This window comes from Cognatiluteimonas lumbrici (genome assembly GCF_006476065.1).
Taxonomy (GTDB): Bacteria; Pseudomonadota; Gammaproteobacteria; order Xanthomonadales; family Xanthomonadaceae; genus Cognatiluteimonas; species Cognatiluteimonas lumbrici.
This window is the reverse complement of sequence record NZ_ML636798.1, coordinates 548,520-573,520: the sequence shown is the minus strand read 5'-3', so window position 1 is coordinate 573,520 and position 25,001 is coordinate 548,520. Positions and strand designations below refer to the sequence as shown.

The 25,001-nt window shown below is 70.8% G+C and carries 26 protein-coding genes and 2 tRNA genes; 9 read left to right on the top strand and 19 right to left on the bottom strand.

The annotated features are described in order from the left end of the window. Window positions 1-42 precede the first annotated feature (42 nt). The 5 genes from coxB to E4F25_RS02790 are packed head-to-tail and all read left to right on the top strand — an operon-like array spanning window position 43 to window position 5,588. Window positions 43-978 (top strand): cytochrome c oxidase subunit II, encoded by a 936-nt coding sequence (gene coxB / locus E4F25_RS02810; protein WP_220433179.1) that lies wholly within the window; start codon window positions 43-45, stop codon window positions 976-978. Next, on the top strand, window positions 975-3,482 hold the full coding sequence (ctaD, locus tag E4F25_RS02805; protein ID WP_220433178.1) for a cytochrome c oxidase subunit I: 2,508 nt from the start codon (window positions 975-977) through the stop codon (window positions 3,480-3,482). Before coxB ends, ctaD begins: the two co-directional genes overlap by 4 nt. Next, window positions 3,479-3,916 carry a hypothetical protein gene (locus E4F25_RS02800; RefSeq protein ID WP_220433177.1) on the top strand — a complete coding sequence of 146 codons (438 nt, stop codon included), beginning with the start codon at window positions 3,479-3,481 and terminating at the stop codon, window positions 3,914-3,916. Before ctaD ends, E4F25_RS02800 begins: the two co-directional genes overlap by 4 nt. Continuing rightward, entirely contained in the window at window positions 3,913-4,539 is a 627-nt protein-coding gene (locus E4F25_RS02795) for a cytochrome c oxidase assembly protein (RefSeq protein ID WP_140908729.1), read from the top strand. The genes E4F25_RS02800 and E4F25_RS02795 overlap by 4 nt, the downstream gene beginning before the upstream one ends. Further along, on the top strand, window positions 4,536-5,588 hold the full coding sequence (locus tag E4F25_RS02790) for a c-type cytochrome (protein WP_140908728.1): 1,053 nt from the start codon (window positions 4,536-4,538) through the stop codon (window positions 5,586-5,588). The genes E4F25_RS02795 and E4F25_RS02790 overlap by 4 nt, the downstream gene beginning before the upstream one ends. A gap of 16 nt (window positions 5,589-5,604) precedes the next feature. Here E4F25_RS02790 and E4F25_RS11425 read toward each other — a convergent pair whose 3' ends face one another. The 5 genes from E4F25_RS11425 to E4F25_RS02770 all read right to left on the bottom strand — a co-directional run bounded on the left by E4F25_RS11425 (window position 5,605) and on the right by E4F25_RS02770 (window position 8,226). Continuing rightward, a complete protein-coding gene (locus E4F25_RS11425) occupies window positions 5,605-5,748 on the bottom strand; it encodes a hypothetical protein (protein WP_181168184.1) in 144 nt (47 codons plus the stop codon). 92 nt (window positions 5,749-5,840) lie between these two features. Next, entirely contained in the window at window positions 5,841-6,749 is a 909-nt protein-coding gene (locus E4F25_RS02785) for a L,D-transpeptidase family protein (protein WP_181168183.1), read from the bottom strand. A gap of 44 nt (window positions 6,750-6,793) precedes the next feature. Next, entirely contained in the window at window positions 6,794-7,216 is a 423-nt protein-coding gene (locus E4F25_RS02780; RefSeq protein WP_181168182.1) for a universal stress protein, read from the bottom strand. A 121-nt stretch (window positions 7,217-7,337) separates the two neighbouring features. Continuing rightward, window positions 7,338-7,670: a DUF3653 domain-containing protein gene (locus E4F25_RS02775; protein ID WP_140908725.1), complete on the bottom strand. Its 333-nt coding sequence runs from the start codon at window positions 7,668-7,670 to the stop codon at window positions 7,338-7,340. Window positions 7,671-7,749: 79 nt separating this feature from the next. Continuing rightward, window positions 7,750-8,226, bottom strand: coding sequence for a cupin domain-containing protein (locus E4F25_RS02770; protein WP_140908724.1), 477 nt, complete (start codon window positions 8,224-8,226; stop codon window positions 7,750-7,752). A gap of 72 nt (window positions 8,227-8,298) precedes the next feature. Between E4F25_RS02770 and E4F25_RS02765 the strand changes: the two genes are divergently transcribed. Both E4F25_RS02765 and E4F25_RS02760 read left to right on the top strand, forming a co-directional pair. Then, window positions 8,299-8,374: transfer RNA gene (locus tag E4F25_RS02765), tRNA-Ala, on the top strand. Window positions 8,375-8,400: 26 nt separating this feature from the next. Continuing rightward, window positions 8,401-8,476, top strand: a tRNA-Glu gene (locus tag E4F25_RS02760). A gap of 10 nt (window positions 8,477-8,486) precedes the next feature. On the opposite strand, the gene E4F25_RS02755 is transcribed toward E4F25_RS02760, so the two are convergent. Together E4F25_RS02755 and ppsR are read right to left on the bottom strand one after the other, a co-directional pair. Continuing rightward, window positions 8,487-8,969: a DUF1249 domain-containing protein gene (locus E4F25_RS02755; protein ID WP_140908723.1), complete on the bottom strand. Its 483-nt coding sequence runs from the start codon at window positions 8,967-8,969 to the stop codon at window positions 8,487-8,489. A gap of 17 nt (window positions 8,970-8,986) precedes the next feature. Continuing rightward, a complete protein-coding gene (ppsR, locus tag E4F25_RS02750) occupies window positions 8,987-9,808 on the bottom strand; it encodes a posphoenolpyruvate synthetase regulatory kinase/phosphorylase PpsR (RefSeq protein WP_140908722.1) in 822 nt (273 codons plus the stop codon). Window positions 9,809-9,894: 86 nt separating this feature from the next. Between ppsR and ppsA the strand changes: the two genes are divergently transcribed. Continuing rightward, window positions 9,895-12,261 (top strand): phosphoenolpyruvate synthase, encoded by a 2,367-nt coding sequence (ppsA, locus tag E4F25_RS02745; RefSeq protein ID WP_140910285.1) that lies wholly within the window; start codon window positions 9,895-9,897, stop codon window positions 12,259-12,261. A gap of 139 nt (window positions 12,262-12,400) precedes the next feature. On the opposite strand, the gene orn is transcribed toward ppsA, so the two are convergent. From orn to folD, 5 genes are all read right to left on the bottom strand, one after another. Continuing rightward, a complete protein-coding gene (gene orn / locus E4F25_RS02740; protein WP_140908721.1) occupies window positions 12,401-12,958 on the bottom strand; it encodes an oligoribonuclease in 558 nt (185 codons plus the stop codon). 64 nt (window positions 12,959-13,022) lie between these two features. After that, on the bottom strand, window positions 13,023-13,502 hold the full coding sequence (gene tadA / locus E4F25_RS02735; protein ID WP_140908720.1) for a tRNA adenosine(34) deaminase TadA: 480 nt from the start codon (window positions 13,500-13,502) through the stop codon (window positions 13,023-13,025). Next, the gene (gene guaA / locus E4F25_RS02730; RefSeq protein ID WP_140908719.1) at window positions 13,493-15,061 is read right to left on the bottom strand and encodes a glutamine-hydrolyzing GMP synthase; all 1,569 of its coding nucleotides are present in this window, start codon (window positions 15,059-15,061) and stop codon (window positions 13,493-13,495) included. Before guaA ends, tadA begins: the two co-directional genes overlap by 10 nt. 8 nt (window positions 15,062-15,069) lie before the next feature. Beyond that, window positions 15,070-16,530 (bottom strand): IMP dehydrogenase, encoded by a 1,461-nt coding sequence (guaB, locus tag E4F25_RS02725; protein WP_140908718.1) that lies wholly within the window; start codon window positions 16,528-16,530, stop codon window positions 15,070-15,072. Between the two features lie 56 nt (window positions 16,531-16,586). Further along, window positions 16,587-17,462: a bifunctional methylenetetrahydrofolate dehydrogenase/methenyltetrahydrofolate cyclohydrolase FolD gene (gene folD, locus E4F25_RS02720; protein WP_140908717.1), complete on the bottom strand. Its 876-nt coding sequence runs from the start codon at window positions 17,460-17,462 to the stop codon at window positions 16,587-16,589. 59 nt (window positions 17,463-17,521) lie between these two features. On the opposite strand from folD, the gene E4F25_RS02715 reads away from it, so the two are divergent. Next, window positions 17,522-17,722: a hypothetical protein gene (locus tag E4F25_RS02715; protein WP_140908716.1), complete on the top strand. Its 201-nt coding sequence runs from the start codon at window positions 17,522-17,524 to the stop codon at window positions 17,720-17,722. A 2-nt stretch (window positions 17,723-17,724) separates the two neighbouring features. Here E4F25_RS02715 and moeB read toward each other — a convergent pair whose 3' ends face one another. The 7 genes from moeB to rlmN all read right to left on the bottom strand — a co-directional run bounded on the left by moeB (window position 17,725) and on the right by rlmN (window position 24,994). Next, window positions 17,725-18,846, bottom strand: coding sequence for a molybdopterin-synthase adenylyltransferase MoeB (moeB, locus tag E4F25_RS02710; protein ID WP_140908715.1), 1,122 nt, complete (start codon window positions 18,844-18,846; stop codon window positions 17,725-17,727). Window positions 18,847-18,848: 2 nt separating this feature from the next. Continuing rightward, window positions 18,849-20,246: a ribosome biogenesis GTPase Der gene (gene der, locus E4F25_RS02705; protein ID WP_140908714.1), complete on the bottom strand. Its 1,398-nt coding sequence runs from the start codon at window positions 20,244-20,246 to the stop codon at window positions 18,849-18,851. 30 nt (window positions 20,247-20,276) lie between these two features. After that, entirely contained in the window at window positions 20,277-21,467 is a 1,191-nt protein-coding gene (bamB, locus tag E4F25_RS02700; RefSeq protein WP_140910284.1) for an outer membrane protein assembly factor BamB, read from the bottom strand. A 2-nt stretch (window positions 21,468-21,469) separates the two neighbouring features. After that, window positions 21,470-22,099: a YfgM family protein gene (locus E4F25_RS02695; RefSeq protein ID WP_140908713.1), complete on the bottom strand. Its 630-nt coding sequence runs from the start codon at window positions 22,097-22,099 to the stop codon at window positions 21,470-21,472. A gap of 78 nt (window positions 22,100-22,177) precedes the next feature. Beyond that, window positions 22,178-22,984, bottom strand: coding sequence for a RodZ domain-containing protein (locus E4F25_RS02690; RefSeq protein WP_140908712.1), 807 nt, complete (start codon window positions 22,982-22,984; stop codon window positions 22,178-22,180). After that, window positions 22,981-23,796 (bottom strand): type IV pilus biogenesis/stability protein PilW, encoded by an 816-nt coding sequence (gene pilW, locus E4F25_RS02685; RefSeq protein ID WP_140910283.1) that lies wholly within the window; start codon window positions 23,794-23,796, stop codon window positions 22,981-22,983. Before pilW ends, E4F25_RS02690 begins: the two co-directional genes overlap by 4 nt. Next, complete coding sequence (gene rlmN, locus E4F25_RS02680; protein ID WP_140908711.1) at window positions 23,783-24,994, bottom strand: dual-specificity RNA methyltransferase RlmN; 1,212 nt, start codon at window positions 24,992-24,994, stop codon at window positions 23,783-23,785. The genes pilW and rlmN overlap by 14 nt, the downstream gene beginning before the upstream one ends. Window positions 24,995-25,001: the final 7 nt, after the last annotated feature.

Genomic DNA, 25,001 nt, shown 5'->3' with positions numbered 1-25,001 from the left:
CTGAATGGCAGGGTGGGGCGACCCCTGCCGACGGATCGCTGCTTGGTCGACCCCGCCGCCAACGCCGTGCTCTCCGCCTTCGCGCCGGCCGGCGCCGAGGCCGCGGTGGTCCTGCGCCTGTTCTGGGTGATGCTGGCGGGCAGCGTGCTGGTCTGGCTGGCGGTGCTCGCGATCGCCTGGCATGCGTTGCGACGCCGTCGCCCCGCGGATGCGCGCCGCGCGCACTGGTTGATCCTGGCCGGCGGCGTGGCCACACCCACGGTCGTGCTCGGCGCCTTGCTCGCCTGGGGCCTGGTGCTGATGCCGCGGCTGCGCGCGGCGGTGCCGGCGGACGCGCTGCACGTCGCCGTCTCGGGCGAGCAGTGGTGGTGGCGCGTGCGCTACGACGACGCCGGCGTGGAGACCGCGAACGAGATCCGCATCCCGGTCGGGCGGCCGGTGGCGCTGTCGCTCACCAGCCCCGACGTGATCCATTCGTTCTGGGTGCCGGCACTCGCGGGCAAGGTGGACATGATTCCCGGGCGCAGCAACACGCTGGTGCTGCAGGCCGACCGGCCCGGCACGTTCCGCGGCGTGTGCGCGGAGTTCTGCGGCGCCTCGCACGCGCAGATGCGGCTGCTGGTGGTGGCGATGCCGCCGGATGCGTTCGCGCGCTGGCTGGAGGCGCAGGCCGCGCCCGCGGCTGCCGCGCCAGACGGCCCGGCGGCGCAGGGCAGGGCGGCGTTCCTGCGCAACGGCTGCGGCGCCTGCCACGCCGTGCGCGGCACCGCCGCCACCGGCAGCGTCGGCCCCGACCTGACCCACGTCGGCAGCCGGCTCGAACTCGCGGCCGGCGCGTTGCCCAACGACGCCGAGTCGCTGCGGCGCTGGATCGAACGCCCGCACGCGGCCAAGCCCGAGGCCTTGATGCCGCGCTTCGACATGCTGTCGCCGGCCGAGGTGCGGGCGATCGCGACCTGGCTCGAGGGACTGCGGTGAGCACGCCCGCGCACCCGCACCACGATCCCGCGGCCGGACGCCTGCACCGCGCGTGGCAGGCGCCCACGGGCTGGCGCTACTGGTCCGCGGTCAACAACTCGATCGTCGGCCGCTGGTACACCGCCGCGGCGATCGCGTTCTTCCTCTTCGCCGGCGTGCTCGCGCTGTTGATGCGGGTGCAGCTCGCGTTCCCGGGCAACGCCTTCCTCGACGCCGACACCTACAACCAGCTGTTCACGCTGCACGGCTCGGTGATGATGTTCCTGTTCGCGGTGCCGATCTTCGAGGCGTTCTCGATCCTGGTGCTGCCCTCGGTGCTGGGCGCGCGCGACCTGCCGTTCCCGCGGCTGTCCGCGTTCGGTTTCTGGTGCTTCCTGATCGGCGGCGTGTTCGTGTGCGGCTCGGTGTTCTTCGACGCCGCGCCCAAGGACGGCTGGTTCATGTACCCGCCGCTGTCCACCCAGTACACCGAAGGCTACGGCGCCGACGTCTGGCTGCTGGGCCTGAGCTTCATCGAGGTGGCCTCGATCGCGGCCGCGGTGGAGCTGATCGTCGGCGTGCTCAAGACCCGGCCGCCGGGCATGCGCATCAACCTGATGCCTCTGTACGCGTGGTACATCCTGGTGGTCGGAGCGATGATCCTGTTCGCGTTCCCGCCGCTGATCGCCGGCGACATCATGTTCGAACTGCAGCGGCTCGCCGGCTGGCCGTTCTTCGACCCGGCCAAGGGTGGCGACCCGGTGCTGTGGCAGCACCTGTTCTGGATCTTCGGCCACCCCGAGGTCTACATCATCTTCCTGCCGGCGATCGCGCTGGTGGCGATGATCGTGCCGACCTTCGCGCGGCGGCCTATCGTGGGCTACAGCTGGATCGTGCTGGCGGCGGTGGGAACCGGCTTCCTCAGCTTCGGGCTGTGGGTGCACCACATGTTCACCACCGGCCTGCCGAACCTGTCGCTGGCGTTCTTCTCGGCGGCATCGGAGGCGGTGGCGCTGCCGACCGGGGTGCAGATCTTCGCCTTGCTGGCCACGGTGCTGGCGGGGCGCCTGGTGCGCTCGGTGCCGATGCTGTTCGTGCTCGGGGCGCTGGCGATCTTCGTGCTCGGCGGCCTCACCGGGGTGATGGTGGCGCTGGCACCGTTCGACTTCCAGGCGCACGACACCTACTTCGTGGTCGCGCACCTGCACTACGTGCTGATCGGCGGCATGGTGTTCCCGGTCATCGCCGGCACCTACTACTACTACCCGTTGGTGATCGGGCGGAAGCTCTCGGACCGCCTGGGCAAGTGGGCGTTCTGGCTGATGTTCGCCGGCTTCAACATCGCCTTCCTGCCGATGCACGCAAGCGGCCTGATGGGCATGCCGCGGCGCATCTACACCTACCACGCGGGGCAGGGCTTCGAGCTGCCGAACCTGGTGTCCACGCTCGGTGCGTTCGTGCTCGCCGCGGGGTTCGCGGTGCTGCTGTACGACGCCGTGCGAACCGCCCTGCGCAAGGGGCATTCGGAACGCGACCCGTGGCGCGGCGGCACGCTGGAGTGGCTGGGCGAGATCCCGAGCCAGTCCTGGAACCTGCGCTCGATCCCGGTGGTGCACAGCCGCTATCCGCTGTGGGAACAGCCGGGGCTGATGGCGGACGTGGACGCGGGCCGCTACTACCTGCCGGACGCGGAGGAGGGCAGGCGCGAAACCCTCATCACCTCGACCATCGACGCCGCGCCCGAGCAGTGCCTGCGGGTGCCGGGACCGACCTTCCTGACCCTGCTGGCGGCGCTGTTCACCGGCGGCGCCTTCATCTTCCCGGTGTTCCACCAGTACGCCGCCGCGGCGGTGAGCGGCGCGCTCGCGGTCGCGGTGATCCTGGCCTGGCTGTGGACCGGCACCGCCGAGATCCCCGAGAAGCCGGAGAAGGCGGTCGGGCTCGACACCACGCTGCCGCTGTACGCGTCCGGTTCGAAGTCGGTCGGGTGGTGGGCGATGTTCATCACCATGATCGGCGACATGGCAGCCTACGCCAGCATCGTCTTCGGCTACTTCTACTTCTGGACCATCCACGACGACTTCCCGCCGGCAGGCGCCACCGGGCCGGGGCTGGCGTGGCCGTTGCTCGCGTTGTTGCTCGGCCTGGGCGCCTGGGCCGCGGGCCTGTTCGCCCGCCGCTCGAACTCGCGCGACCGCGGCGGCGCCTTCCACGCCGCAGCCGCCGCCGCGGTGGTGCTCTCAACCGCCGCGGCCGCCGCCTTGCTGCTGGCGCCGGCGACGACCGGCCTGGTGGCGACGGCGCACGTGTACCCGGCGGTGGTGTGGCTGCTGTGCGGATGGACCGCCGCGCACGTGGCGGTCGGGGTGCTGATGCTGCTGTACTGCATCGCGCGCCGCCTGGCGGGACGGATGACCGCGCGCCACGACATCGACATCCACAACGTCGTGCTGTACTGGCACTTCGTCGCGATCAAGCTGGTGGTCACGGTCGCGACCATCGCGGGGTTCCCGCTGCTGGCATGAACACGAACGGCCGCCAGCACGGAGCGCACCCGCCGCGCCGCCGCACCTCGGCCGAGGACCGGCTGCTGCCGGAGCGTCGCGCCAGCCTGTGGCTGCTGGCGGCGGGGCCGGCGACCTGGGCGCTGCACTTCCTGCTCTGCTACGTCACCGCCGCGATCTGGTGCGCGAAGGCGGCGTTCCCGGCGGCCACCGGCTCGCTGCACGCGCTGCTGTGGAGCTACACGGCGGTGGCGCTGGTGGTGATCGCGTGGTTCGGCTGGCGCGGCCTGCGCGGGCACCGGTGGGGCGAGGCCGCGCTGCCGCACGACGACGCCAGCGCCGGCGACCGCCACCGCTTCCTCGGTTTCGCCACCTTGTTGCTGTGCGGGCTGTCGTTCGTGGCGGTGCTGTACTCGGCGCTGGCGATCGTCCTGGTCCGGGGGTGCGTCGGATGAGGCCGTGGCTGCTGCTCGCGGGAGTGATCGTGCTCGGCGTGTTGTGGCTCGCGCCATGGCCCGAACGCTTCCCGTTCGCCACGCACATGGCGGTGCACATGGGCCTGGTCGCCGTCGTCGCCCCGTTGCTGGCGGCCGCGATCGCCGACGGTCCGTTCGATCCGGCCCGGCGCCGGCCGCGCGGCTGGACGGCGGCGGCCTGGTGGCCCCTGCTGGCCTCCGCGCTGGAGTTCGTGGTGGTGTGGGGCTGGCACGTGCCCGGGCTGCACCTGCTGGCGCGGCACGCGCCGGTCGCGCTCGTGCTGGAACAGGCCAGCTTCCTCGTCGCCGGCGTGCTGCTGTGGCTGGCCGCGCTGGGGCAGGGCGGCGGCAGGGCGCGCGAGCGCGCCGGTGCCGGCGCGCTCGCGTTGTTGCTGACCGCGACCCACATGACCCTGCTCGGCGTGCTGCTGGCCACCGCCGGCCGCGTGCTCTACGCGCACGGCGAACCGTTGCCGGGCGCACTGTGGGACCAGCAGCTCGGCGGCGTGCTGATGCTGGTGGTGGGCGGGGTCGCCTACCTGGCGGGCGCGCTGGCGCTGCTGCTGCGCCTGCTCGGGCACGGGCGCGAGGTGTCGGCATGAAGCGCTTCCTGTGGCACGCGGCCATCACCCTGGCGCTGCTCGGCGTGGGCGCGCTGGTGTTCATCACCGCCGGTTTCGCGCCCATCTCGGCCGCGGCCGGGCACTGGCCGGTGACCCGCGAACTGCTGCACTTCGCGATGGAGCGGGGCGTGTCCACGCGCTCGCTCGGCATCGAGGCCCCCGCGCTCGATGAGCCGTGGCTCGCACGCAAGGGCGCGGGGCACTATGCCGCCGCCTGCATGCCCTGCCACGGCGCGCCGGGCGTGGCGCAGCCGCTCGTGCCGCGGCGGATGACGCCGAAGCCGCCGTTCCTGCCGCGCACGCTCGCCGCCGGCGAGATGTCGCGCGAGGAACTGTTCTGGGTGGTCAAGCACGGCATCAAATACACCGCGATGCCGGCCTGGACCAGCGAACGCAGGGACGACGAGGTGTGGGCGATGGTGGCGTTCCTGGAGCGCCTGCCGGAGCTGTCGCCTTCGGAATACCGGTGGCTTGCATTCGGCGGAACGGACGCGGGTCCGGGCGACTGCGCGGGTTGCCACGGCGAGCGCGGCGAGGGCAACGCGGCGTACCCGCGGATCGCGGGACTCGATGCCGCCTACCTGGCGGCAACGCTGGATGCGTTCGCCAGCGGGCGGCGGCAGAGCGGGATCATGCAGCCGGTGGCAGCGGCCCTCGGCGAAGGTGAGCGGCAGCGCCTGGCGTCGCATTTCGCCGCGCTGGATGCCACCGCGCCGGTGGCGGATGCCGAAGTGGACGCGGGATCGGTCGAGCGGGGCAGGCGCCTTGCATTCCAGGGCGCGGGGATGCGCAGGATTCCGGCCTGCGTCGAGTGCCACGGGCCCGACCGCAGCGAGCGCAACCGCATGTACCCCGACATCGCGGGACAGCATCCTGACTACCTGGCGCTGCAGTTGCGGCTGTTCGCACGGGGAGGGCGCGGCGGCACCCGCTACGCGCACCTGATGGAACGGGCCGCCGCCGGGCTGGAGCCCGGCGAGATACGCGACCTGGCGGCGTACTACGCGTCGCTGCCGCCAGGTTCCTGAGCCTGCGGGCAGGGGCTCAGAACGGAATCGACATCGTCGCGCCCTGCTGCTGCGGGGCCTGGTCCACCGACGCCGTGGCGTACGGCAGGCCGGCGAAGCTGGCCGCCAGGGCAACGAAAGCGATGGCAATAATGGGAGCGCTGCGACGGATCTTCTTCATGGCGTTTCCTGCCTGCATCGAATGGGTTGGATCTTCGAGATGCAGTGTGGTCCCGCGCGGAATGCGCGGCCATGACCTGGATCAACCGGGCGTCATTCCAGCCGCTGGTCGGTAACCACCAGGGTCGTCCCGGGCACGAGCGCGTCGTAGACAGCGCGCGCAAACGGCGCCGGGATCGCCAGCTTTCCCTCGGCGATCGCGCCGCGAAGGTCGGGCTGCATCCCCGGATCGCCCTCGACCACGACCATGTCCCAGGGGCGGGCAGGGCGATCGCGGAACACCGCCGGGGTGCCTTCCAGACTGCCTTCGCGCAACGTGTAGACGAAGGTGCCGACCGGTAGGCCCGAGGCGGTGACGGCGACGCGTCCGATCTCGATGCCGCCGCGCAAAGCGACCAGCAGGCCGTCGCGGGTGCCCAGCAACAGCGTCAGCGGGCCCTCCGCCGCGCGTTCCGGATGCCAACCCGCGACGGGGGTCGCCGGGTCGACATGGGACGCACCGGGCTTGGCGGCGGCGCCCGCGAACGGCCCCGGCACCAGTAGCGGCGCCTGCTCCGCGACGTCGCTGACGACTACCGTGGTGTCCGCGTCGGTGGTCGCGAACAGGCGCTCGGCAAAGGCGAGCGGAAGGCGGATGCAACCGTGCGAAGCCGGATACCCCGGCAGGTGGCCGGCGTGCAGCGCGATCCCGTCCCAGGTGAGCCGTTGCATGAACGGCATCGGCGCGTTGTCGTACAGGTTGGAGTAATGTTCGCGCCGTTTCTGGAGGATGCTGTAGATCCCCGCCGGGGTTTCGTGGCCCGGGCGCCCGGTGCTGACGGTGGAGGTCCCGATGCGCACGCCGTTGCGGTACACCCAGGCGCGTTGCGCGGGGAGGCTGACCACCACCAGCACCGGGCCGGCCGGGGCTAGCCCCGGCGTCCACGCATACTCGCCGGGGTGCAGTTCGTCGCGAACCTGCGCCGAGGCCGCCAGTGCGAGCACGCACGCGACGACTGCCACCAACAGTCGGGGGATCCGGCCCCGGTCGTGCGCGTGCGGACGCATCAGCGAACGAGCGTGACCGGTACCTTGCTGGTCGCGAGCACCTTGAGCGCCACCGAGCCGAGCAAAGCGCTGGCGACCGCGCCGCGGCCGCGCGAGCCCATCACCAGAAGGTCGCACCTGCGCGGCCCGCAGGCGCGCACGATCTCCACGTGCGGGTCGCCGACGACCAGGCTCTCCTCGAACTCGAGGCCGGCACGCTGCAGGATGGCGCGCGCCTCGCGGAAGGCGTACTCGGCGTTCTCCTGGTGGTAGCGGCGCAGGGCCGCGGCACCGAGCTTGCGTTCGACGCCAGGCATCATCGAAGGGTCCGCAGTCAGCAGCAGGATCTTCGGCGGGACCGAGAGCTGCTTGGCCAGCTTGGCAACGTGGCGTGCGCAACGGGCCGACACCGAGCTGCCGTCGACCGCAAGGACGAGCTTCATGGGACGCATGAGGGGGCTCCAGGGGAAATGAGCAACAAGATAGCCCGGCAGGGGCGGCCCGGGCGATGATCGGCATCAAGGCAACCACAGCTGTGCGATGCCGGCCGGGGACGTCGTCGCGCTAGCCGGCGAACTGTCCGTGCACTCGCAGTTCGGCGAGCTCGACCACGATGACCTTGACGGGTTGGCGCTGGCGGCGCAGTTGCTCGGCGGCCCGACGGCCAGCCGCGCGTTCGATCCGCTGTTCGTGTTCCTGGCGCCACAAGAGGCCGCGCAGGCGTTCCGGGGTGATCCTGTCGCCATCCGGTGCGACCAGCTCACGGCCAGCCAGGCGCCAGCCCGCCCAGCGGCCGTGCAGTGGCGTCAGGTTGTGGACGGTGCGCTCGTAGAGCTGGTGCGCACACTCGTTCGGGCAGGGCCGGGACTCAGGCCAGCAGGGCGGTCTGGTTTGCATCAGGTCACCAGAGGCAAAGTTGAGGTAATACAGAACTTCGCATAATGCCTATTATGTTCAATTACTGGCAGAACGCCCCTCAACCGTGGCGGTCCGGGGCCGAGTCGGACGGCTGCACGCTCCACTCCGGCGGCTCGTCGTTGCCGGATTCCTCGTCCTCCTGCGCAGCCGCGGCGTCCTCGTGGACCTTGCCCGCGGCGTGGTGCACCGGCGCGTAGATCGCGTACAGGCGCATTGGCTCGTCGCCGGTGTTGATCACGTCGTGCCACATGCCGGCGGGCACCAGCACGCACCAACCGTCGGAAACGTCTCGCTCGAACTCGAGGCGATCCTTCGCCGGGCCGATGCGGGCCTTGCCGCGGCCGGCGTCCAGGCGCAGGAACTGGTCGGTTTCGGCGTGCATCTCCAGCCCGATCGATCCGCCGACCGGGATCGACATCAGCGTGACCTGCAGGTAGCGGCCGCTCCAGGCGACCGTGCGGTAGTTGCGGTTTTCGGTGGTGGCGGTCTCCAGGTCGAAGCTGTCCGGCCGGGGACCGATATCTGCGATCTTCATGTCCACTTTCCTCCGTGTTCCGTCTTGACGGTCGCGCGACGTGACCAGTACACTTGCGCGCTTTCCAGCAGTGGGGCCATAGCTCAGCTGGGAGAGCGCCTGCATGGCATGCAGGAGGTCGGCGGTTCGATCCCGCCTGGCTCCACCAATCTACAACGCTGGTCCGGTTTTCGCGTCCCCATCGTCTAGAGGCCTAGGACACAACCCTTTCACGGTTGCGACCGGGGTTCGAATCCCCGTGGGGACGCCACTTTCTCCTCTCAGGCCGCGTCGCGCGCGCCCGTCGACGGCGCCAGCGTGGCGACGCCGTGCCCGCGCTCGGCGAGGTAGTGCAGCCACTTGCCGAGGAAGGTGTTCATGCGCAGGCGGTGGTCCACCAGGGTGGCGGCCGGCGGGTTCATGCCGAGCACGTCCTGCCAGCGGCGGCCGACGTAGCAATGGGTCGCCTCCGCCTGGCGCGCGTCGTGGTAGAGGCGCACGTAGGCGGACGGATCCGGTTGCCCGGTGAGCGGGTCCTGCATCGCGTAGGTGAGGCGCAGCTCGCTGGTGTACGCGTGCTGCTCGAGCACGTCCAGGCACACGTCCAGGCCGTCGCCGATCCGCGAGACCCAGCTGCCCTGCCCCAGGCCGGCCGGCTCGAACAGGCGCGTCAGCAGCGCATGGTTTTCGGCATACAGCCCCATCAGCCAGCCGAAGCGGCCGATGCGGGGAATGCGTTCGATGCGGGTCAGGACATGGGCCATGGCCCGATCCTACACGCTCAGAACATTTCCCGGTTGAGTCCCAGCACCTCGAGCACGCGGCTGGAAATCTCCTCGATCGAGGCGTGCGTGGTGCTGAGTGTCTGGATGCCCTGCGTCTGCAGGAGGGCCTCGGCGGCCGCCACTTCGCGCTTGCAGGTCTCCAGTTGCGCGTAACGCGAATCCGGGCGCCGCTCCTGCCGGATCTGGTGCAGGCGCACCGGATCGATGGTGAGCCCGAACAGCTTATGGCGGTACGGCCGCAGCCGCGGCGGCAGGTCCACCGTCTCGAGGTCCTCCTCGGTGAGCGGATAGTTGGCCGCGCGCACGCCGTGGTGCAGCGCCAGGTAGACGCAGGTCGGGGTCTTGCCGGCGCGCGACACGCCGACCAGCACCAGGTCGGCGTCGGCGTAGTCGGTGGCGACGCCGTCGTCGTGGGCCAGCGCGTAGTTCATCGCGTTGATCCGGCGGTGGTAGGTCTCGAAGTCCACCATGCCGTGCGCGCGGCCGACGTGCAGTTCGCGCTGCTGGCCCAGCAGTTCCTCCAGCGGCGCGATGAACGGGGCGAACACGTCGAGCATCAGCGCCCCGCTCTCCGCCAGCAGCGCGTTGAGCTGCGGATCCACGCAGGAATTGACGACCACCGGGCGCAGGCCGTGCGCCTCGCCGGCGCTACGGATCGTGGCCGCGGCCTGGCGGGCCTTTTCGGGGGTGTCCACGAACGGCAGGCGGTCGGTGGTGAAGCGCAACCCGCTGAATTGCGTCAGCAGGCTGTGGCCGATGGTTTCGGCGGTGATGCCGGTTCCGTCGGAAACGTAGAAGACCGGGCGGATTCCGGGCATGCGGGCGACTCCAGGGCTGTTCACGTTGCTAAAATAGCGGAAACCCTCCGGAGCCCCACGCCTTGACCGCCCAAATCCCCGCCAGCATGGTCCTTTGGCTGCGCGACCTGCGCCTGACCGATCTCGCCCAGGTGGGCGGCAAGAATTCCTCGCTCGGCGAGATGATCGGCCAGCTGGCCGGCCTGGGGGTGTCGGTGCCCGGGGGCTTCGCCACCACTGCCGACGCGTTCAAGGCGTTCATCGCGCACAACGACCTCGAGCAGCGCATCTACGACCGCCTCGCGTCGCTGGACGTCGAGGACGTCGCTGCCCTCACCCGCGCCGGCGCCGAGATCCGCGGCTGGGTCATCGAGGCCCCGCTGCAGCCGGAACTCGACCGCGAAATCCGCGAGGCCTACGCGAAGCTGTGCGCGGAGAGCGGTGCGCAGGACGTCGCCGTCGCGGTGCGGTCCTCGGCCACCGCCGAGGACCTGCCGGACGCGTCCTTTGCCGGCCAGCAGGAGACCTTCCTCAACGTCACCGGTGCCGACGACGTCGTGCGCAAGGTCAAGGAAGTGTTCGCGTCGCTGTACAACGACCGCGCCATCGCCTACCGCGTGCACCACGGCTTCAGGCACGAGGACGTGTTCCTGTCCGCCGGCGTGCAGCTCATGGTGCGCTCGGACGTGGGCGCTTCGGGCGTGCTGTTCACCCTCGACACGGAGTCCGGCTTCCGCGACGTGGTGTTCATTACCGCCAGCTACGGCCTCGGCGAGATGGTGGTCCAGGGCGCGGTGAACCCGGACGAGTTCTACGTCTACAAGCCGACCCTGCGCGATGGCCGCAAGGCCATCCTGCGCCGCTCGCTCGGCGCCAAGCAGCTGCGCATGGTGTACTCCGACAAGCCGGGCGAGCGCGTGCGCACCGAGGACACGCCTGCCGAGCTGCGCAACCAGTTCTCGATCTCCGACGAGGACGTGCAGGAGCTCGCGAAGCAGGCGCTGGTGATCGAAGGGCACTACGGCCGCCCGATGGACATCGAGTGGGGCAAGGACGGCACCACCGGCAAGCTCTACATCCTGCAGGCGCGGCCGGAAACGGTGAAGTCGCGCGGCCATGCCACCCAGATCGAACGCTACGCGCTGTCCCGGCGCGGCGAGGTCGTGTGCGAGGGCCGCGCCATCGGCCAGAAGATCGGCAGCGGCGTCGCCCGCGTGGTCCGCTCCCTCGACGACATGAACGCGGTGCAGCCCGGCGACGTGCTGGTCGCCGACATGACCGACCCCGATTGGGAGCCGGTGATGAAGCGCGCCTCGGCCATCGTCACCAACCGCGGCGGTCGCACCTGCCACGCCGCGATCATCGCGCGCGAGCTCGGCGTGCCGGCCGTGGTCGGCACCGGCAACGCGCTGGACGCGATCCCGGACGGCAAGGAAGTGACGGTCAGCTGCGCCGAAGGCGACACCGGCTACATCTACGCCGGTACCCTGCCCTTCGAGCGCACCACCACCGATCTCGGCAACATGCCGCCGGCGCCGCTCAAGATCATGATGAACGTGGCCAACCCGGACCGCGCGTTCGACTTCGGCATGCTGCCCAACGCGGGCATCGGCCTGGCGCGCCTGGAGATGATCATCGCCAGCCACATCGGCGTGCATCCGAAGGCGCTGCTCGAGTACGACCGCCAGGACGCCGCGACGAAGCAGAAGATCGACGCGCGCATCGCCGGTTATGCCGGCCCGGTCGAGTTCTACGTGGACCGCCTGGCCGAGGGCATCGCCACCATCACCGCCTCGGTCGCGCCGAAGCCGGTGATCGTGCGCCTGTCGGACTTCAAGTCCAACGAATACGCCAACCTGCTGGGCGGGTCGAAGTACGAACCGCACGAGGAGAACCCGATGATCGGCTTCCGCGGCGCCAGCCGCTATGTCGACCCCTCGTTCAAGGACGCGTTCGCGCTGGAGTGCCAGGCGGTCAAGCGCGTGCGCGAGGACATGGGCCTGGACAACCTGTGGGTGATGATTCCGTTCGTGCGCACCCTGGACGAGGGCCGCAAGGTGCTCGAGGTGCTGCGCGAGAACGGGCTCGAGCAGGGCAAGGACGGCTTGAAGGTGATCATGATGTGCGAGATCCCGTCGAACGCGCTGCTCGCCGACGAGTTCCTGGACCTGTTCGACGGCTTCTCGATCGGCTCCAACGACATGACCCAGCTGACCCTGGGCCTGGACCGCGACTCGGGCATCGTCGCCAGCCTGTTCGACGAGCGCGACCCGGCGGTCAAGAAGATGCTGTCCATGGCGATCTCGACCGCGCGCGCCAAGGGCAAGTACATCGGCATCTGCGGCCAGGGCCCGAGCGACCATCCCGACCTCGCCCAGTGGCTGATGGACCAGGGCATCGAGTCCGTCTCCCTCAACCCCGACACCGTCGTAGACACCTGGCTCGCCCTCGCCAAGTCCAAGGCCGCCGGCTGACGGGCGGGCTCTTTTTGCCACAGATCACACAGATTCAAAAGGATTTATCACCTGAGTGCGAAGGGCGTGCCCGAGCCGAGCAACTTCGCAGTCCAGTTCCAAATCTTTTTCAATCTGTGTGATCTGTGGCTAAAGAATGTCACAAGCCGCCGAGGGGGCCCATGTGCTGGCGGTAGTGGCGGAGTTCGGCGATGGAATCGCGGACGTCGCTGAGGGCGGTGTGCGCGGCTTCCTTGTGGATCGCGGAGAGCACCTGGGGGGCCCAGCGGCGCGCGAGTTCCTTGAGCGTGCTGACGTCCAGGTTGCGGTAATGGAAGTACCGCTCCAGCGCCGGCATCTGCCGGTGCAGGAAGCGGCGGTCCTGGCAGATCGAGTTGCCGCACATCGGCGACGCGTTCGCCGGCACCCACTGCTCGAGGAAGTCCAGCGTGCGCGACTCGGCCTCGCCGAGCGACACGCCCTCCTCCAGCACCCGCCGCCACAGCCCGGAATTGCCGTGCTGGCGCCGGTTCCAGTCGTCCATTGCTTCCAGGGTGGACAGCGGATGCGCGATCGCCAGCTCCGGGCCTTCGGCCAGCACGTTGAGGTTGGCGTCGGTGACCACCGTGGCGATCTCCAGGATCGAATCGTTGACCGTGTCCAGCCCGGTCATCTCGAGGTCGATCCAGATCAGGCGTCCTTCGCTGGCCGGGATCATGCGCCGGTGCGTCCTTCTGTCCTTGGATGGGCCCGATGATAGCGCGCGGCGGGTCGCGGCCCGCTCAAGGCGCGGCCTTGCCGCGCTTGCGCCGGAAGTAGTCGGTGAGCCGGCGCCCCGCCTCTTCCGCGAGCACGCCGCCGAGGACCTCGACGCGGTGGTTGTGGCGCGGATCGGCGAGCAGGTCGAACACGCTGCCCGCGGCCCCGGTCTTCGGGTCGGCGGCGCCGTAGACCACGCGTCCCAGCCGTGCGTGCACCGCGGCCATCGCGCACATCGCGCAGGGCTCCAAGGTCACGTACAACGTGCAGCCGAGCAGCCGGTGGTTGCCGAGCGCCCTGCCCGCCGCGCGCATGGCCACGATCTCGGCGTGCGCGCTCGGGTCGCTTTCGCTGATGTTGCGGTTCCAGCCTTCGCCGAGCAGCGTCCCGTCCGGGCCGACCACCACCGCCCCGACCGGGATCTCGTCGTCCTCGCGCTCCGCCCGTTCCGCCAGCTCCAGCGCCCGCCGCATCCACTGTTCGTCGGACACGGCTACTCCCATTCGATGGTCGCCGGCGGCTTGCCGCTGATGTCATAAACAACGCGAGAAATTCCGCGCAACTCGTTGATTATTCTATTCGAAACGCGGCCCAGGAACTCATAAGGCAGGTGCGCCCAGTGGGCGGTCATGAAGTCGATGGTCTCGACCGCGCGCAGCGCGACCACCCACTCGTAGGCGCGCGCGTCGCCCACCACGCCGACCGATTTCACCGGCAGGAACACCGCGAAGGCCTGGCTGACCTTGTCGTAGAGGTCGGCCTTGCGCAGTTCCTCGATGAAGATGTGGTCGGCCTTCGCCAGCAGTTCGGCGTACTCGCGCTTGACCTCGCCGAGGATGCGCACGCCCAGGCCCGGGCCCGGGAACGGATGCCGGTAGACCATCGCCGGCGGCAGCCCCAGCTCGACGCCGATGCGCCGGACCTCGTCCTTGAACAGCTCGCGCAGCGGCTCGACCAGGCCGAGCTTCATGTCCGCCGGCAGGCCGCCGACGTTGTGGTGGCTCTTGATGACGTGGGCCTTTCCGGTCTTGCTGCCGGCCGACTCGATCACGTCCGGGTAGATCGTGCCCTGCGCCAGCCACCTCGCGTTCTTGAGCTTGCCGGCCTCCTCGTCGAAGATCTCGACGAACAGGTTGCCGATGACCTTGCGCTTGGCCTCGGGGTCGCTGATGCCCTCGAGCGCCTTGAAGTAGCGGTCGGCGGCGTCCACCCGGATCACGCGCACGCCCAAATGCTCGGCGAAGGTCGCCATCACCTGGTCGCCTTCCTGCCAGCGCAGCAGGCCGGTGTCCACGAACACGCAGGTGAGCTGGTCGCCGATCGCCTTGTGCAGCAGCGCGGCGACCACCGAGGAGTCCACGCCGCCGGACAGGCCTAGGACGACCTCGTCGTCGCCGACGGTTTCGCGGACGCGCGCTACCTGGTCCTCGATGATGTGCTCCGGCGTCCACAGCGTGGCGCAGCCGCAGATGTCCACCACGAACCGGCGCAGCAGCGCCTGGCCGGACTTGGTATGGGTGACCTCGGGGTGGAACTGCACGCCGTACCAGCGCCGCGTGTCGTCGGCCATCGCGGCCACCGGGATCCGGTCGGTGCGCGCGGTCACGGTGAAGCCCGGCGGCGCCACGGTGACGTGGTCGCCGTGGCTCATCCACACCGCGAGCCGCGGCGGCGAACCCGGCAGGTCCTTGAGGCCGTCGAGCAGCGCGTCCTGCGCCACCAGCTCGACCTCGGCGTGGCCGTACTCGCGCTGGTCGGCCGCCTCGGTGGCGCCGCCGAGCTGCGCGGCCATGGTCTGCATGCCGTAGCAGATGCCCAGGATCGGCACCCCGGAATCGAACACTGCCTGCGGCGCGCGCGGCGCCCCCGGCACCGTGGTGGACTCCGGGCCGCCGGAGAGCACGATGCCCTTCGGCGCGAACGCCGCGATCTCGGCCGGGTCGTGGTCCCAGGCCCAGATCTCGCAGTAGACGCCGAGTTCGCGGATGCGGCGCGCGATCAGCTGGGTGTACTGGGCCCCGAAGTCGAGGACCAGGATGCGGTCGCTGTGCAGGTCGGTCATGTGCGGCGTCAGCCCATCCGGTAGTTCGGCGGTTCCTTGGTGATCTGCACGTCGTGCACGTGGCTCTCGCGGCTGCCGGCCGCGGTCACCTTCACGAAGCTCGGCTTGCTACGCATCTCGTCGATGGTGGCGCAGCCGACGTAGCCCATGGTCGCGCGCAGGCCGCCGGCGAGCTGGTGGACCACGCCGCCGAGCGGGCCGCGGTACGGGACCCGGCCCTCGATGCCCTCGGGCACCAGCTTGTCGGCATCGGAGGCGTCCTGGAAGTAGCGGTCCTTGGAGCCCTTCTCCATCGCGCCGATCGAGCCCATGCCGCGGTAGCTCTTGTAGCTGCGGCCCTGGAACAGCTCGCTCTCGCCGGGCGACTCCTCGGTGCCGGCGAACAGGCCGCCGACCATCACCGTGGACGCGCCGGCGGCGATCGCCTTGCCGATGTCGCCGGAATAGCGGATGCCGCCGTCCGCGATCAGCGGGATGCGGTCCTGCAGCGCCTCGGCGACCATCGCCACCGCGGTGACCTGCGGCACGCCGACGCCGGCGACGATCCGCGTGGTGCAGATCGAGCCCGGGCCGACGCCGACCTTGACCGCGTCCGCGCCCGCATCCATCAGCGCCAGCGCGGCGTCGCCGGTGACGATGTTGCCGCCGATCACCTGCAGCGACGGGAAGCGTTTCTTGACCCAGGCGACGCGCTCGATCACGCCTTGTGAGTGGCCGTGCGCGGTATCCACCACCACCACGTCCACGCCCGCGGCGACCAGCGCCTCCACGCGCTGCTCGGTGTCGCCGCCCACGCCTACCGCGGCGCCACACAGCAATCGCTCGTGCACGTCGTAGGCGGCGTTCGGGTTGTCCTGCTTCTTCTGGAAGTCCTTGACCGTGATCAGCCCGCGCAGCTCGAAGCCGTCGTTGACTACCAGCACCTTCTCGATGCGGTGCTTGTGCAGCAGGCCCAGCACTTCGTCATCGGAGGCCCCCTCCTTCACCGTGACCAGCTTGTCGCGCTTGGTCATGATGTGGCGCACCGGATCGTCCAGCTTCTTCTCGAAGCGCATGTCGCGGCCGGTGACGATGCCGACCAGGTGGCCGTCGTCGTCCACCACCGGCACGCCGGAGATGTTGCGCGCGCGGGTGAGCTTGAGCACCTCGCCGATCGTGGTTTCCGGGCCGACGGTGAACGGCTCCTTGATCACCCCGGCCTCGAAGTTCTTGACCCGCGCCACCTCCGCGGCCTGGCGCTCCACGCTCATGCTCTTGTGCACGATGCCGATGCCGCCAAGCTGCGCCATCGCGATCGCCAGGCGCGCTTCGGTGACCGTGTCCATCGCCGCCGAGACGATCGGCAGGTTCAGGCGCAGGTCGCGGGTCAGGCGGGTGGCGAGCGAGACGTCCTTGGGCAGGACCGTGGAGTGCGCGGGGACGAGGGAGACATCGTCGTAGGTGAGCGCTTCAGCCTGGATGCGGAGCATGGCCGATTCCGGAGGGAGTGAAGCACGACATTGTAACCCGCCCGGTGGCCGGGGAATCAGGGGTCGAACGACTCGGCCGCCTCGAGGGTGTTCTGCATCAGCGTGGCCACGGTCATCGGGCCCACGCCGCCGGGCACCGGGGTGATCCAGCTGGCCCGCTTCGCCGCCTCCTCGAAGCCGACGTCGCCGACCAGGCGGCCGTCGTCCAGGCGGTTGATGCCGACGTCGATGACCACCGCGCCGGGCTTGACCCATTCCCCCGGGATCAACCGCGGCTTGCCGGCGGCGACCACCAGGATGTCGGCCCCGCGCACCGCCGCCTCGAGCACCGCCGGCGGGGTGAACTTGTGGCAGCTGGTGGTGGTGCAGCCGGCGATCAGCAGTTCCAGCGCCATCGGCCGGCCGACGTGGTTGCTGACCCCGACGATGGTCGCGCTCTGCCCGCGCACCGGGCGGTCGGTCCAGGCCAGCAGCGTGGTGATCCCGCGCGGGGTGCAGGGGCGCAGGCCGAACTGGCGCAGCGCGAGGTGGCCGACGTTCTCCGGATGGAATCCGTCCACGTCCTTGCGCGGGTCGATGCGGTGGATCAGGCGGCTGGCATCCGGGATGCCGGGCAACGGTAGTTGCACCAGGATGCCGTGGACCGACGGGTCGGCGTTGAGCCGGTCGATGAGCGCCAGCAGCTCGGACTCGCTGGTGCCGGCCGGGAGGTCGTGGTCGAGGGCGTGGATACCCACCTTCTCGGCCGCGCGGCGCTTGTTGCGCACGTACACGGACGAGGCCGGATCGTCGCCCACCAGGACCACCGCCAGCCCGGGGCGCGGCTTCCCCGCCGCGACCCGCGCGTCCACGCGGGCCTTGAGCGAATCGAGCAGTTCCCCGGCGATGCGCCTGCCGTCGAGGATGCGTGCGGTTTGCGGGGAGTGCGCCATGCGCTGTGGGCGGGCCTGCGCTACAGTCGGTCCCACATTATCCGCAACGGGGACGCAGCATGTCGATCCTGGGGCAATGCCCGAAGTGCGGGCACCGCTTGTTGCACGTCAACGTCGAGCAGGTGGTGGGCGTGGTCGAGGGCGAGAGCAAGGCGCGCTGCCTGAGCTACAGCTGCATCCACTGCAATGCCGTGGTCGGCGTGCAGATCGACCCGCGCTCGAAGCCGCGTCCGCGCAGACGGGCCGATCAGCCCGCGTAACGTCAGCCTGCGCAGAACGCCTCGTAGTCCACGTAGCCCGGGAACGGGCGCCCCGGCGCACAGACGACGCAGCCCGGGTCGGGCGGCAGCCGCGTTTGCCGGAAGCGCATCGCCAGGGCGTCGAAGTGCAGCATCCGCCCCGCGAGCGGTTCGCCGATGCCGAGCACCAGCTTGATCGCCTCGGTCGCCTGCAACAGGCCGATGACGCCGGGCAGCACGCCCAGGACCCCGGCCTCGCTGCAGTTGGGCGCGTCCGCGGCTGCGGGCGGTTCCGGGAACAGGCAGCGGTAGCAGGGCCGCGCGCCGCGGTGGCGACCGGCGTCGAACACCGAGACCTGGCCCTGGAAGCGCAGCACCGCGCCGTACACGAGCGGCTTGCCGAGCTTCACGCAGGCGTCGTTGAGCAGGTAGCGCACCGGGAAGTTGTCGGCGCCGTCGATGACCACGTCCACGCCCTCGAGCAGGCGCTCGACGTTGTCGCTGGTGACGCGCTCGGCCACGGGCTCGATCCGCGTGCGCGGATTGAGCGCCGAGAGCGCGCGTGCCGCGGACTCCACCTTGCGGTCGCCGATGTCCGCCTCGGTGTGCAGGATCTGGCGCTGCAGGTTGCTGCGCTCGACGCGGTCGTCGTCGGCGATGCGCAGGTGGCCGACGCCCGCCGCGGCGAGGTAATAGGCGGCCGGCGAGCCGAGCCCCCCTGCCCCCAGCAGCAGCATGCGCGCCCCTTGCAAGGCCTGCTGGCCGGCCAGGCCGACCTCGGGCAGGCGCAGCTGGCGCGAGTAGCGCTCGGCGAAGTCGGCGTCCACCCCGTCGCGCGCGATTGGCAGGCCGGCGGCTTCCCAGGCCGCAGTGCCGCCCGCGACCGACACCACGCGCGCGTACCCGAGGCCCTCCAGCGTCTCCGCGGCCAGCGCCGAGCGCCGCCCGGACTGGCAGATCAGCAGCACCTCGGCGGCGCGGTCCGGCAGGTGCGCCGCGGGATCGCGCTCCAGCGCTTCGCGCTCCACGCCCAGCGCGCCCGCGGCCATGCCCAGCGCGCGTTCGTCGGCACCACGCACGTCCACCAGCACCGCCCCGGCACGTTGCCGGGCCAGCGCGTCGGCTGGGGCGATCTCGCGCGCCACGGCTACTTCCGCTTGACGTGCCGCAACAGCCGGCGGCGCCGCTCCACCTGGCGCTCGGAGAGCACGTTCTTGCGGTCCTTGTACGGGTTCTCGCCTTCCTTGAACACGAAGCGCACCGGCGTGCCGACGAGCTTGAAACGCTTGCGGAAGAAGTTCTCCAGGTACCGGCGGTAGCTTTCCGGGAGCGTGCGCAGGCGGTTGCCGTGGACCACGAAGGTCGGCGGGTTCTCGCCGCCGGGATGGGCGAAGCGCAGCTTGGGCGCGTGCCCGCGCGAGGCCGGCGGCGGATGCGCCTCGACCGCGCTTTCGAGCGCACGGGTCACCTCGGAAGTGCCGAACTGGCGCGTGGCCGAGGCGTGCGCGCGGTGGATCGCGCGGAACAGCTCGCGCAGGCCGGAGCCGTGCAGCGCGGAGATGCGCACCGCCTCGGCCCAGTCCACGAACGCCAGCTTGCGCGACAGCAGCGCCTCGGTCTGCTTGCGCTGGTAGTCGCTCTGGTTGTCCCACTTGTTGATCGCGATGACCAGCGCGCGCCCGGCGTCGAGCACCGCGCCGAGCACGCTGGCGTCCTGCTCGGTGACGCCTTCGCCGGCGTCGAGCAGGATCACCGCGACCTCGCAATGCTCGATCGCCTGCAGCGTCTTCACGATCGAGAACTTCTCGACCGCCTCCTCGACCTTCGACTTCCGGCGCAGGCCGGCGGTGTCCACCAGCCGGTACTTGCGGCCGTCGCGCTCCAGGTCCACCGCGATCGCGTCGCGGGTGGTGCCGGGCACGTCGGAGGCGATCATCCGCTCCTCGCCGAGGATGCGGTTGACCAGGGTGGACTTGCCGACGTTGGGGCGGCCGACGAAGGCGATGCGGATGCGGTCAGGATCCTCGTCGAGCACTTCCGCGTCGCCGTCGGCGGGCAGCTTCGCCAACACCGCCTGCAGCAGGCCGTCGAGACCCTGGCGATGTGCGGAGGACACCGCGAACACGTCGGCGAAGCCGTAGCGCGAGAACTCGTTGCGCGCGGCCTGCGCGTCGATGCCGTCGACCTTGTTGACCACCAGGTGGACCGGGGTGTCCACCTTGCGCAGCCAGGCCAGGATGCCGTCGTCCAGCGCCGACGGGCCTTCGCGGCCGTCGACGACGAACAGCACCAGGTCGGCTTCGCTGGCGGCCGCCCGCGACTGGCGCGCGGTGGCGCCGGCCAGCCCGCTCTCGTCGCCGGCGATGCCGCCGGTGTCGACCAGCACGAAGGGACGCTCGGGATCGTGGCGGCAGACGCCGTAGTTGCGGTCCCGGGTCACGCCCGGGGCGTCGTGCACGAGGGCGTCGCGGGTCCGCGTCAGGGCATTGAACAGGGTCGACTTGCCGACGTTCGGCCGGCCGACGATGGCGACGAGGGGAAGCATGCGGGACTGCCTGGCCGGGACACCCGTGGCTCAGGGCGTCGCCCCGATGCGCCAGGCGCTCAGCTCGCCGCCGGTGCTCTGCGCCAGCACGATGCCGTCGGCGACGACCGGGGTCGCGATGATCGGATCGCCGGCTGCGTCCACGCGCGCGGCGAAGGCACCGTCGCCCAGGCGCAGCCAGTGCAGGTAGCCCTCGAAGTCGCCGACGACCACGTGGTCGCCCTGGACCGCCGGCGCGCTGACGTTGCGCCGCGCCAGGCCTGCCTGCTGCCACATCGCTGTGCCGGTGGCCTTGTCGAGGCCCCAGACCGTGCCCTGGGGGTCGGTGACCACGACCTTGTCCAGCCCGATCGCGACCGCGCCCGGGCCGCCGGCGCCGTGCGCCCACAGCGGGCGGCCGCTCGGGCCGTCGATGGCCATGGTGCGGCCCTTGTAGCTGGTGGCGAAGATGGTGGTGCCCTCGAGCGCCGGCTGGCCGTCGATGTCGGCCATGCGGTCGAGCTCGGTGCGGCCTTCCGGCGCGGCGATGGTCTGCTCCCACAGCAGCCGGCCCTCGGCCAGCGAGACCGCGGACAGGGTGCCGTCGGCGCTGCCGACGAACACCAGGCCCGGGCCGAGCAGCGGCGAACCGCTGCCGCGCACCGACAGCGCCGGCGTCTCGCGCTGCCAGAACCACATGCGGCTGCCGTCGTCGGCGTCGAACGCAGTGACCCGGCCGTCGATCGAACGCACCAGCACCACGCCCTGCCCGATCACCGGCGCCGCGAGCACTTCATTGCCGACCTTCGCGGTCCAGCGTTGCGCGCCGGTTGCGGCGTCCAGCGCGACCACGTCGCCCTCGAGGCTGCCGACGACGACGAGGCCTTCGCCCACGCCAGGGCCGCCGGACAGCGGCAGTTCGCTCTCGTGGTGCCAGGCGCGCTGCCCCGTCTGCAGGTCGAGCGCGGTGACCCCGCCCTCGAGCGCGGCGGCGTACACGCGGCCGCCCTCGACCGCCGGCGCCTGGCGCGCGCCGACGCGGCCTTCGCCCTTGCCGACCTTGGCCGACCACAGCCGCTGCGGCGTGGCGGTGGCGGTGAACGTGGTCAGCTCGGCCGGCTTCAGGGCCTCCTGGTCCTTGCTGCCGAACCAGCCCTTGAGGGTGCTGCAGCCGCCCAGCAGGACGAGCACGCAGGCGGCCGCGGACACCAGCGCCGCGCGGGATCGGAAGGGGGTTGCCATCATCAGCTGCCTGCCTCGGTCTGCGCCGGCGTGCCGCCGACTTCGGAGAGTTTGAGTTCCACCAGGTTGCGCAGCGGCGAGCCGACCTCCAGCCCGACCAGCGCCTTCGCGTACGCCTCGCGTGCCTTGTCCCGCTCACCGCTCGCGGCGAGCGCATCGCCGCGGACGCTCAGGGTGGCCGGCGCATCGCCCTGCAGCAGGGCCAGCGCGTCGGCGGGCTGGCCGGCGTCGAGCAGCAGGCGCGCAAGGCGCCGCGACACGATCTCGGCCAGTCGCGGATCCGACGTCGCCGCACCGCGCAGGGTGGCGATGGCGTCGTCGCGCTTGCCCGCCTCCACCTGGGCCTGCGCCAGCTCGAGCGCGGCCAGGGTGGCATAGGTGCCGTCGGGCAGCGCCGCCACCATCGGCGCGGCTTCGGCCAGCTTGCCGGCGTCGAGCTGGTCGACCGCGGCCTGGTAGTTGTTGCTGGCGGCCATGCGCTGGGAGAGCTGCTGGTCCTGCCACCAGCGGAAGCCCCAGATCAGGGCCAGCCCGAGGATGACGCCGCCGATGATGCCGGCGCCGTTGCTGCGCAACCAGGCGCGAACGCGTTCGCCCTGCTCGTGTTCGTCGAGTAGATCGTCGATTGCCATGCGACTGCCTGTTGTCCCGGCGCGGGTCGCCGCGGCCGGTGGGGGTTGACCAGGTCTCGCGGCCGTTGCGGCCGAAGGTCAGTCGGCGGCGGGCGCGAGGGAACCGTCAGAGGATACCGTAAAGCGCGCTACGTTCGCGCGCATGTACGGCGACAGGTCGCGTGCCTTGCCCTGGGTGCGGACCTCGACGGCGGCACCGTTGCCGAGCACCACCGAAGCGGCTTCGTCCGCATCGTAGCTGCGCTTCTCGCCGGCTTTCACCAGCGCCTGCTCGAGCACCTTGCCGTCCGCATCGAACACCTGCAGCCAGCTATCCCCCTCGAAGCGCAGCGACAGCGCCGGCGCGGCGCGCTGCGGCATCGGGGCCAGCGAGGCAACAAGCGGGCGCGGCTCGGCCGCCCCGCGGTCGCGCGGTTCCGAGGCCGGCTGGCGGTCGCTGGCCGCCGGCGCATCGAGCGGCGCGGCGTCGTAGGCGACCTGCTCCTGGTGCTGGCGGCCGGAGAGCCCCAGCCACACCGGGATCGCGATCGCCACGGTCATCACCACGTACACCAGGCGGCGCGCCGCCTGCTCGGCGAAGCGCTGCAGGGGCGGAGTGAAGGTGCGCGGCGTGAGCTGGGGCGGCGCCACCGGCGCCACTTCGGCGGCATCGATCACCGGTTCGGCGTCGATGCCCAGCAGTCGCGCGTAGCTGCGCAACTGCCCGCGGACGAAGACCGGCGCCCCCAGCCGGCTCCAGTCCTCTTCCTCGAGCGAGCGGACGACGCGCACCGGCATCTTCAGCCGGGTGGCGACATCCGCCAGTTCCAGGCCCGCGGCCTCGCGCGCGGAGCGCAGCTGTTCGCCGGCGTGCAGCCGGGATACGTCCGGATTCACCTGGTTCATTGCTGACTCTCGTCCCCCCGGGGAGTCTGCGTGTCTGGAAATTCCGCCCTGAGCCTTTGAACATAACCAGCCATGGCGGCGCTGTCGCCGAGTTTCTGCTCGATTTGTGACGCCAGTTGCAACACTTGCGCGCTGGCCGGGGCGGCCGCCAGCCGGCGCTGCGAGAACGCGCGCGCCTGCAGGTAGTCGCCCTGCCGGAACGACAGCCGGGCCATCGTGGCCAGCGCCACCGGGTTCTCCGGATCCAGTTCCAGCGCCCGGCGCAGGTCGCGCTCGGCCTCGACGGGCCGCCCGGCCTCGAGCGCGCAGGCGCCGGCGTTGGCCAGCGCCACTGCCGGGGTGTCGTAGCCCGGGTCGCGCAAGGCCTGCGCGAACAGGGGCAGCGACTCGGCCTGGCGGCCGTTGCTGCACAGCCACACGGCGTAGTTGTTGAGGGTGGAGCCACGGCGCGGCGCCAGTTCCGCCGCGCGGGCGTACTCGCGTCCCGCCCCGGCGGTATCGCCGCGGCGGTCGGCGACCAGCGCCAGCACCGTATGCGCCCCGGCCACCGTGGCGTCGGCCTGGATGGCGGCGCGGGCCTGGGCCTCGGCAGCGTCGAGGTCGCCCGCACGCAGGCGGTCCTCGGCCAGTGCGACGCGGTCGAGCGCGGCCAGGCGCTTGCGGGCCTGTGGATCCTCGCGGACGGTGTATTCGGGGGCGACGCGGGTGTAGTCGCCGCGCTCGAGCTTGGGCTTGACGAAGGTCAGCCGCGAGCAGCCCGCCGCGACCAGGCAGAGGGTCCCCAGCAGGAGCAGGAGTTCACGCGACCGCATCTCGCGCATCCCCCTGCGCCTTTGCGGCCTGCCCTGCCTGGGCCTTGCCGGCTTGCTCCAGCGTGCGCCGGAACGTCGCCTGCCGGCGCGTCCGGTCCATGACCTGCCCCTTGAGCTGGCCGCAGGCGGCGTCGATGTCGTCGCCGCGCGTGCGCCGCACCGGCGCGATCATGCCGGCGTTGTTGAGCTGCTTCTGGAACGCGCGGATCGCGCCCTCGTCGGGGCGTTCGAAGCGCGTGCCCGGGAACGGGTTGAACGGAATCAGGTTGACCTTGGCCGCGTCCTTCATCTGCACGCGGCGGTCGAAGTCGCGCATCAGCGCGACCAGCGCGCGCGCGTGCTCCGGCTGGTCGTTGACGCCCTTCATCAGGGTGTACTCGAAGGTCACCGAGGTGCCCTTGCGGCGCAGCGCGTAGCGCACGCAGGCATCCATCAGTTGCGCGATCGGGTACTTGCGGTTGATCGGCATCAGCTCGCTGCGCAGCTCGTCGAACGGCGCGTGCAGCGAGACCGCGAGCGAGACGTCGCTCACCTCGCCGAGCTTGTCGATCCACGGCACCATGCCCGCGGTGGACAGGGTGACGCGCTTGTTGGCGAGGCCGTAACCGAGGTCGTCGCGCATGATGCTCATCGCGCGCACGACGTTGTCGAAGTTCGCCAGCGGCTCGCCCATGCCCATCATCACCACGTTGGTGAGCTTGCGCTGCTGGTGCGGGACGTTGCCGAGGTGGCGGGCCGCGACCCACACCTGGCCGATGATCTCGGCGGTGGACAGGTTGCGGTTGAAGCCCTGGGTGGCGGTGGAGCAGAAGCCGCAGTTGAGCGCGCAGCCCACCTGCGAGGACACGCACAGCGTGCCGCGGCCCTTGTCGGGGATGTAGACCGTCTCGATGGCGTTCCGCGGATCCATGCCGAGCAGCCACTTGTGGGTGCCGTCGGCGGAGGCCTTGTCGAACATCACCGTCGGCGCCTGGATCGTGGCGCGCTCCTCGAGCCGCGCGCGCAGCGCCTTGCCGAGGTCGGTCATCTCCTCGAAGGAGGTGGCGTGGCGATGGTGGATCCACTTCATCACCTGGTGCGCGCGGAACTTCTTCTCGCTCAGCTCCTCCTCGAAGAAACGCTCGAGCGACGCACGGTCGAAGTCGAAGACATTGGTCCTCGAATCCGTCGTCACCGTGTTGTCGCCCGGGCGGTCCATGGTTTTC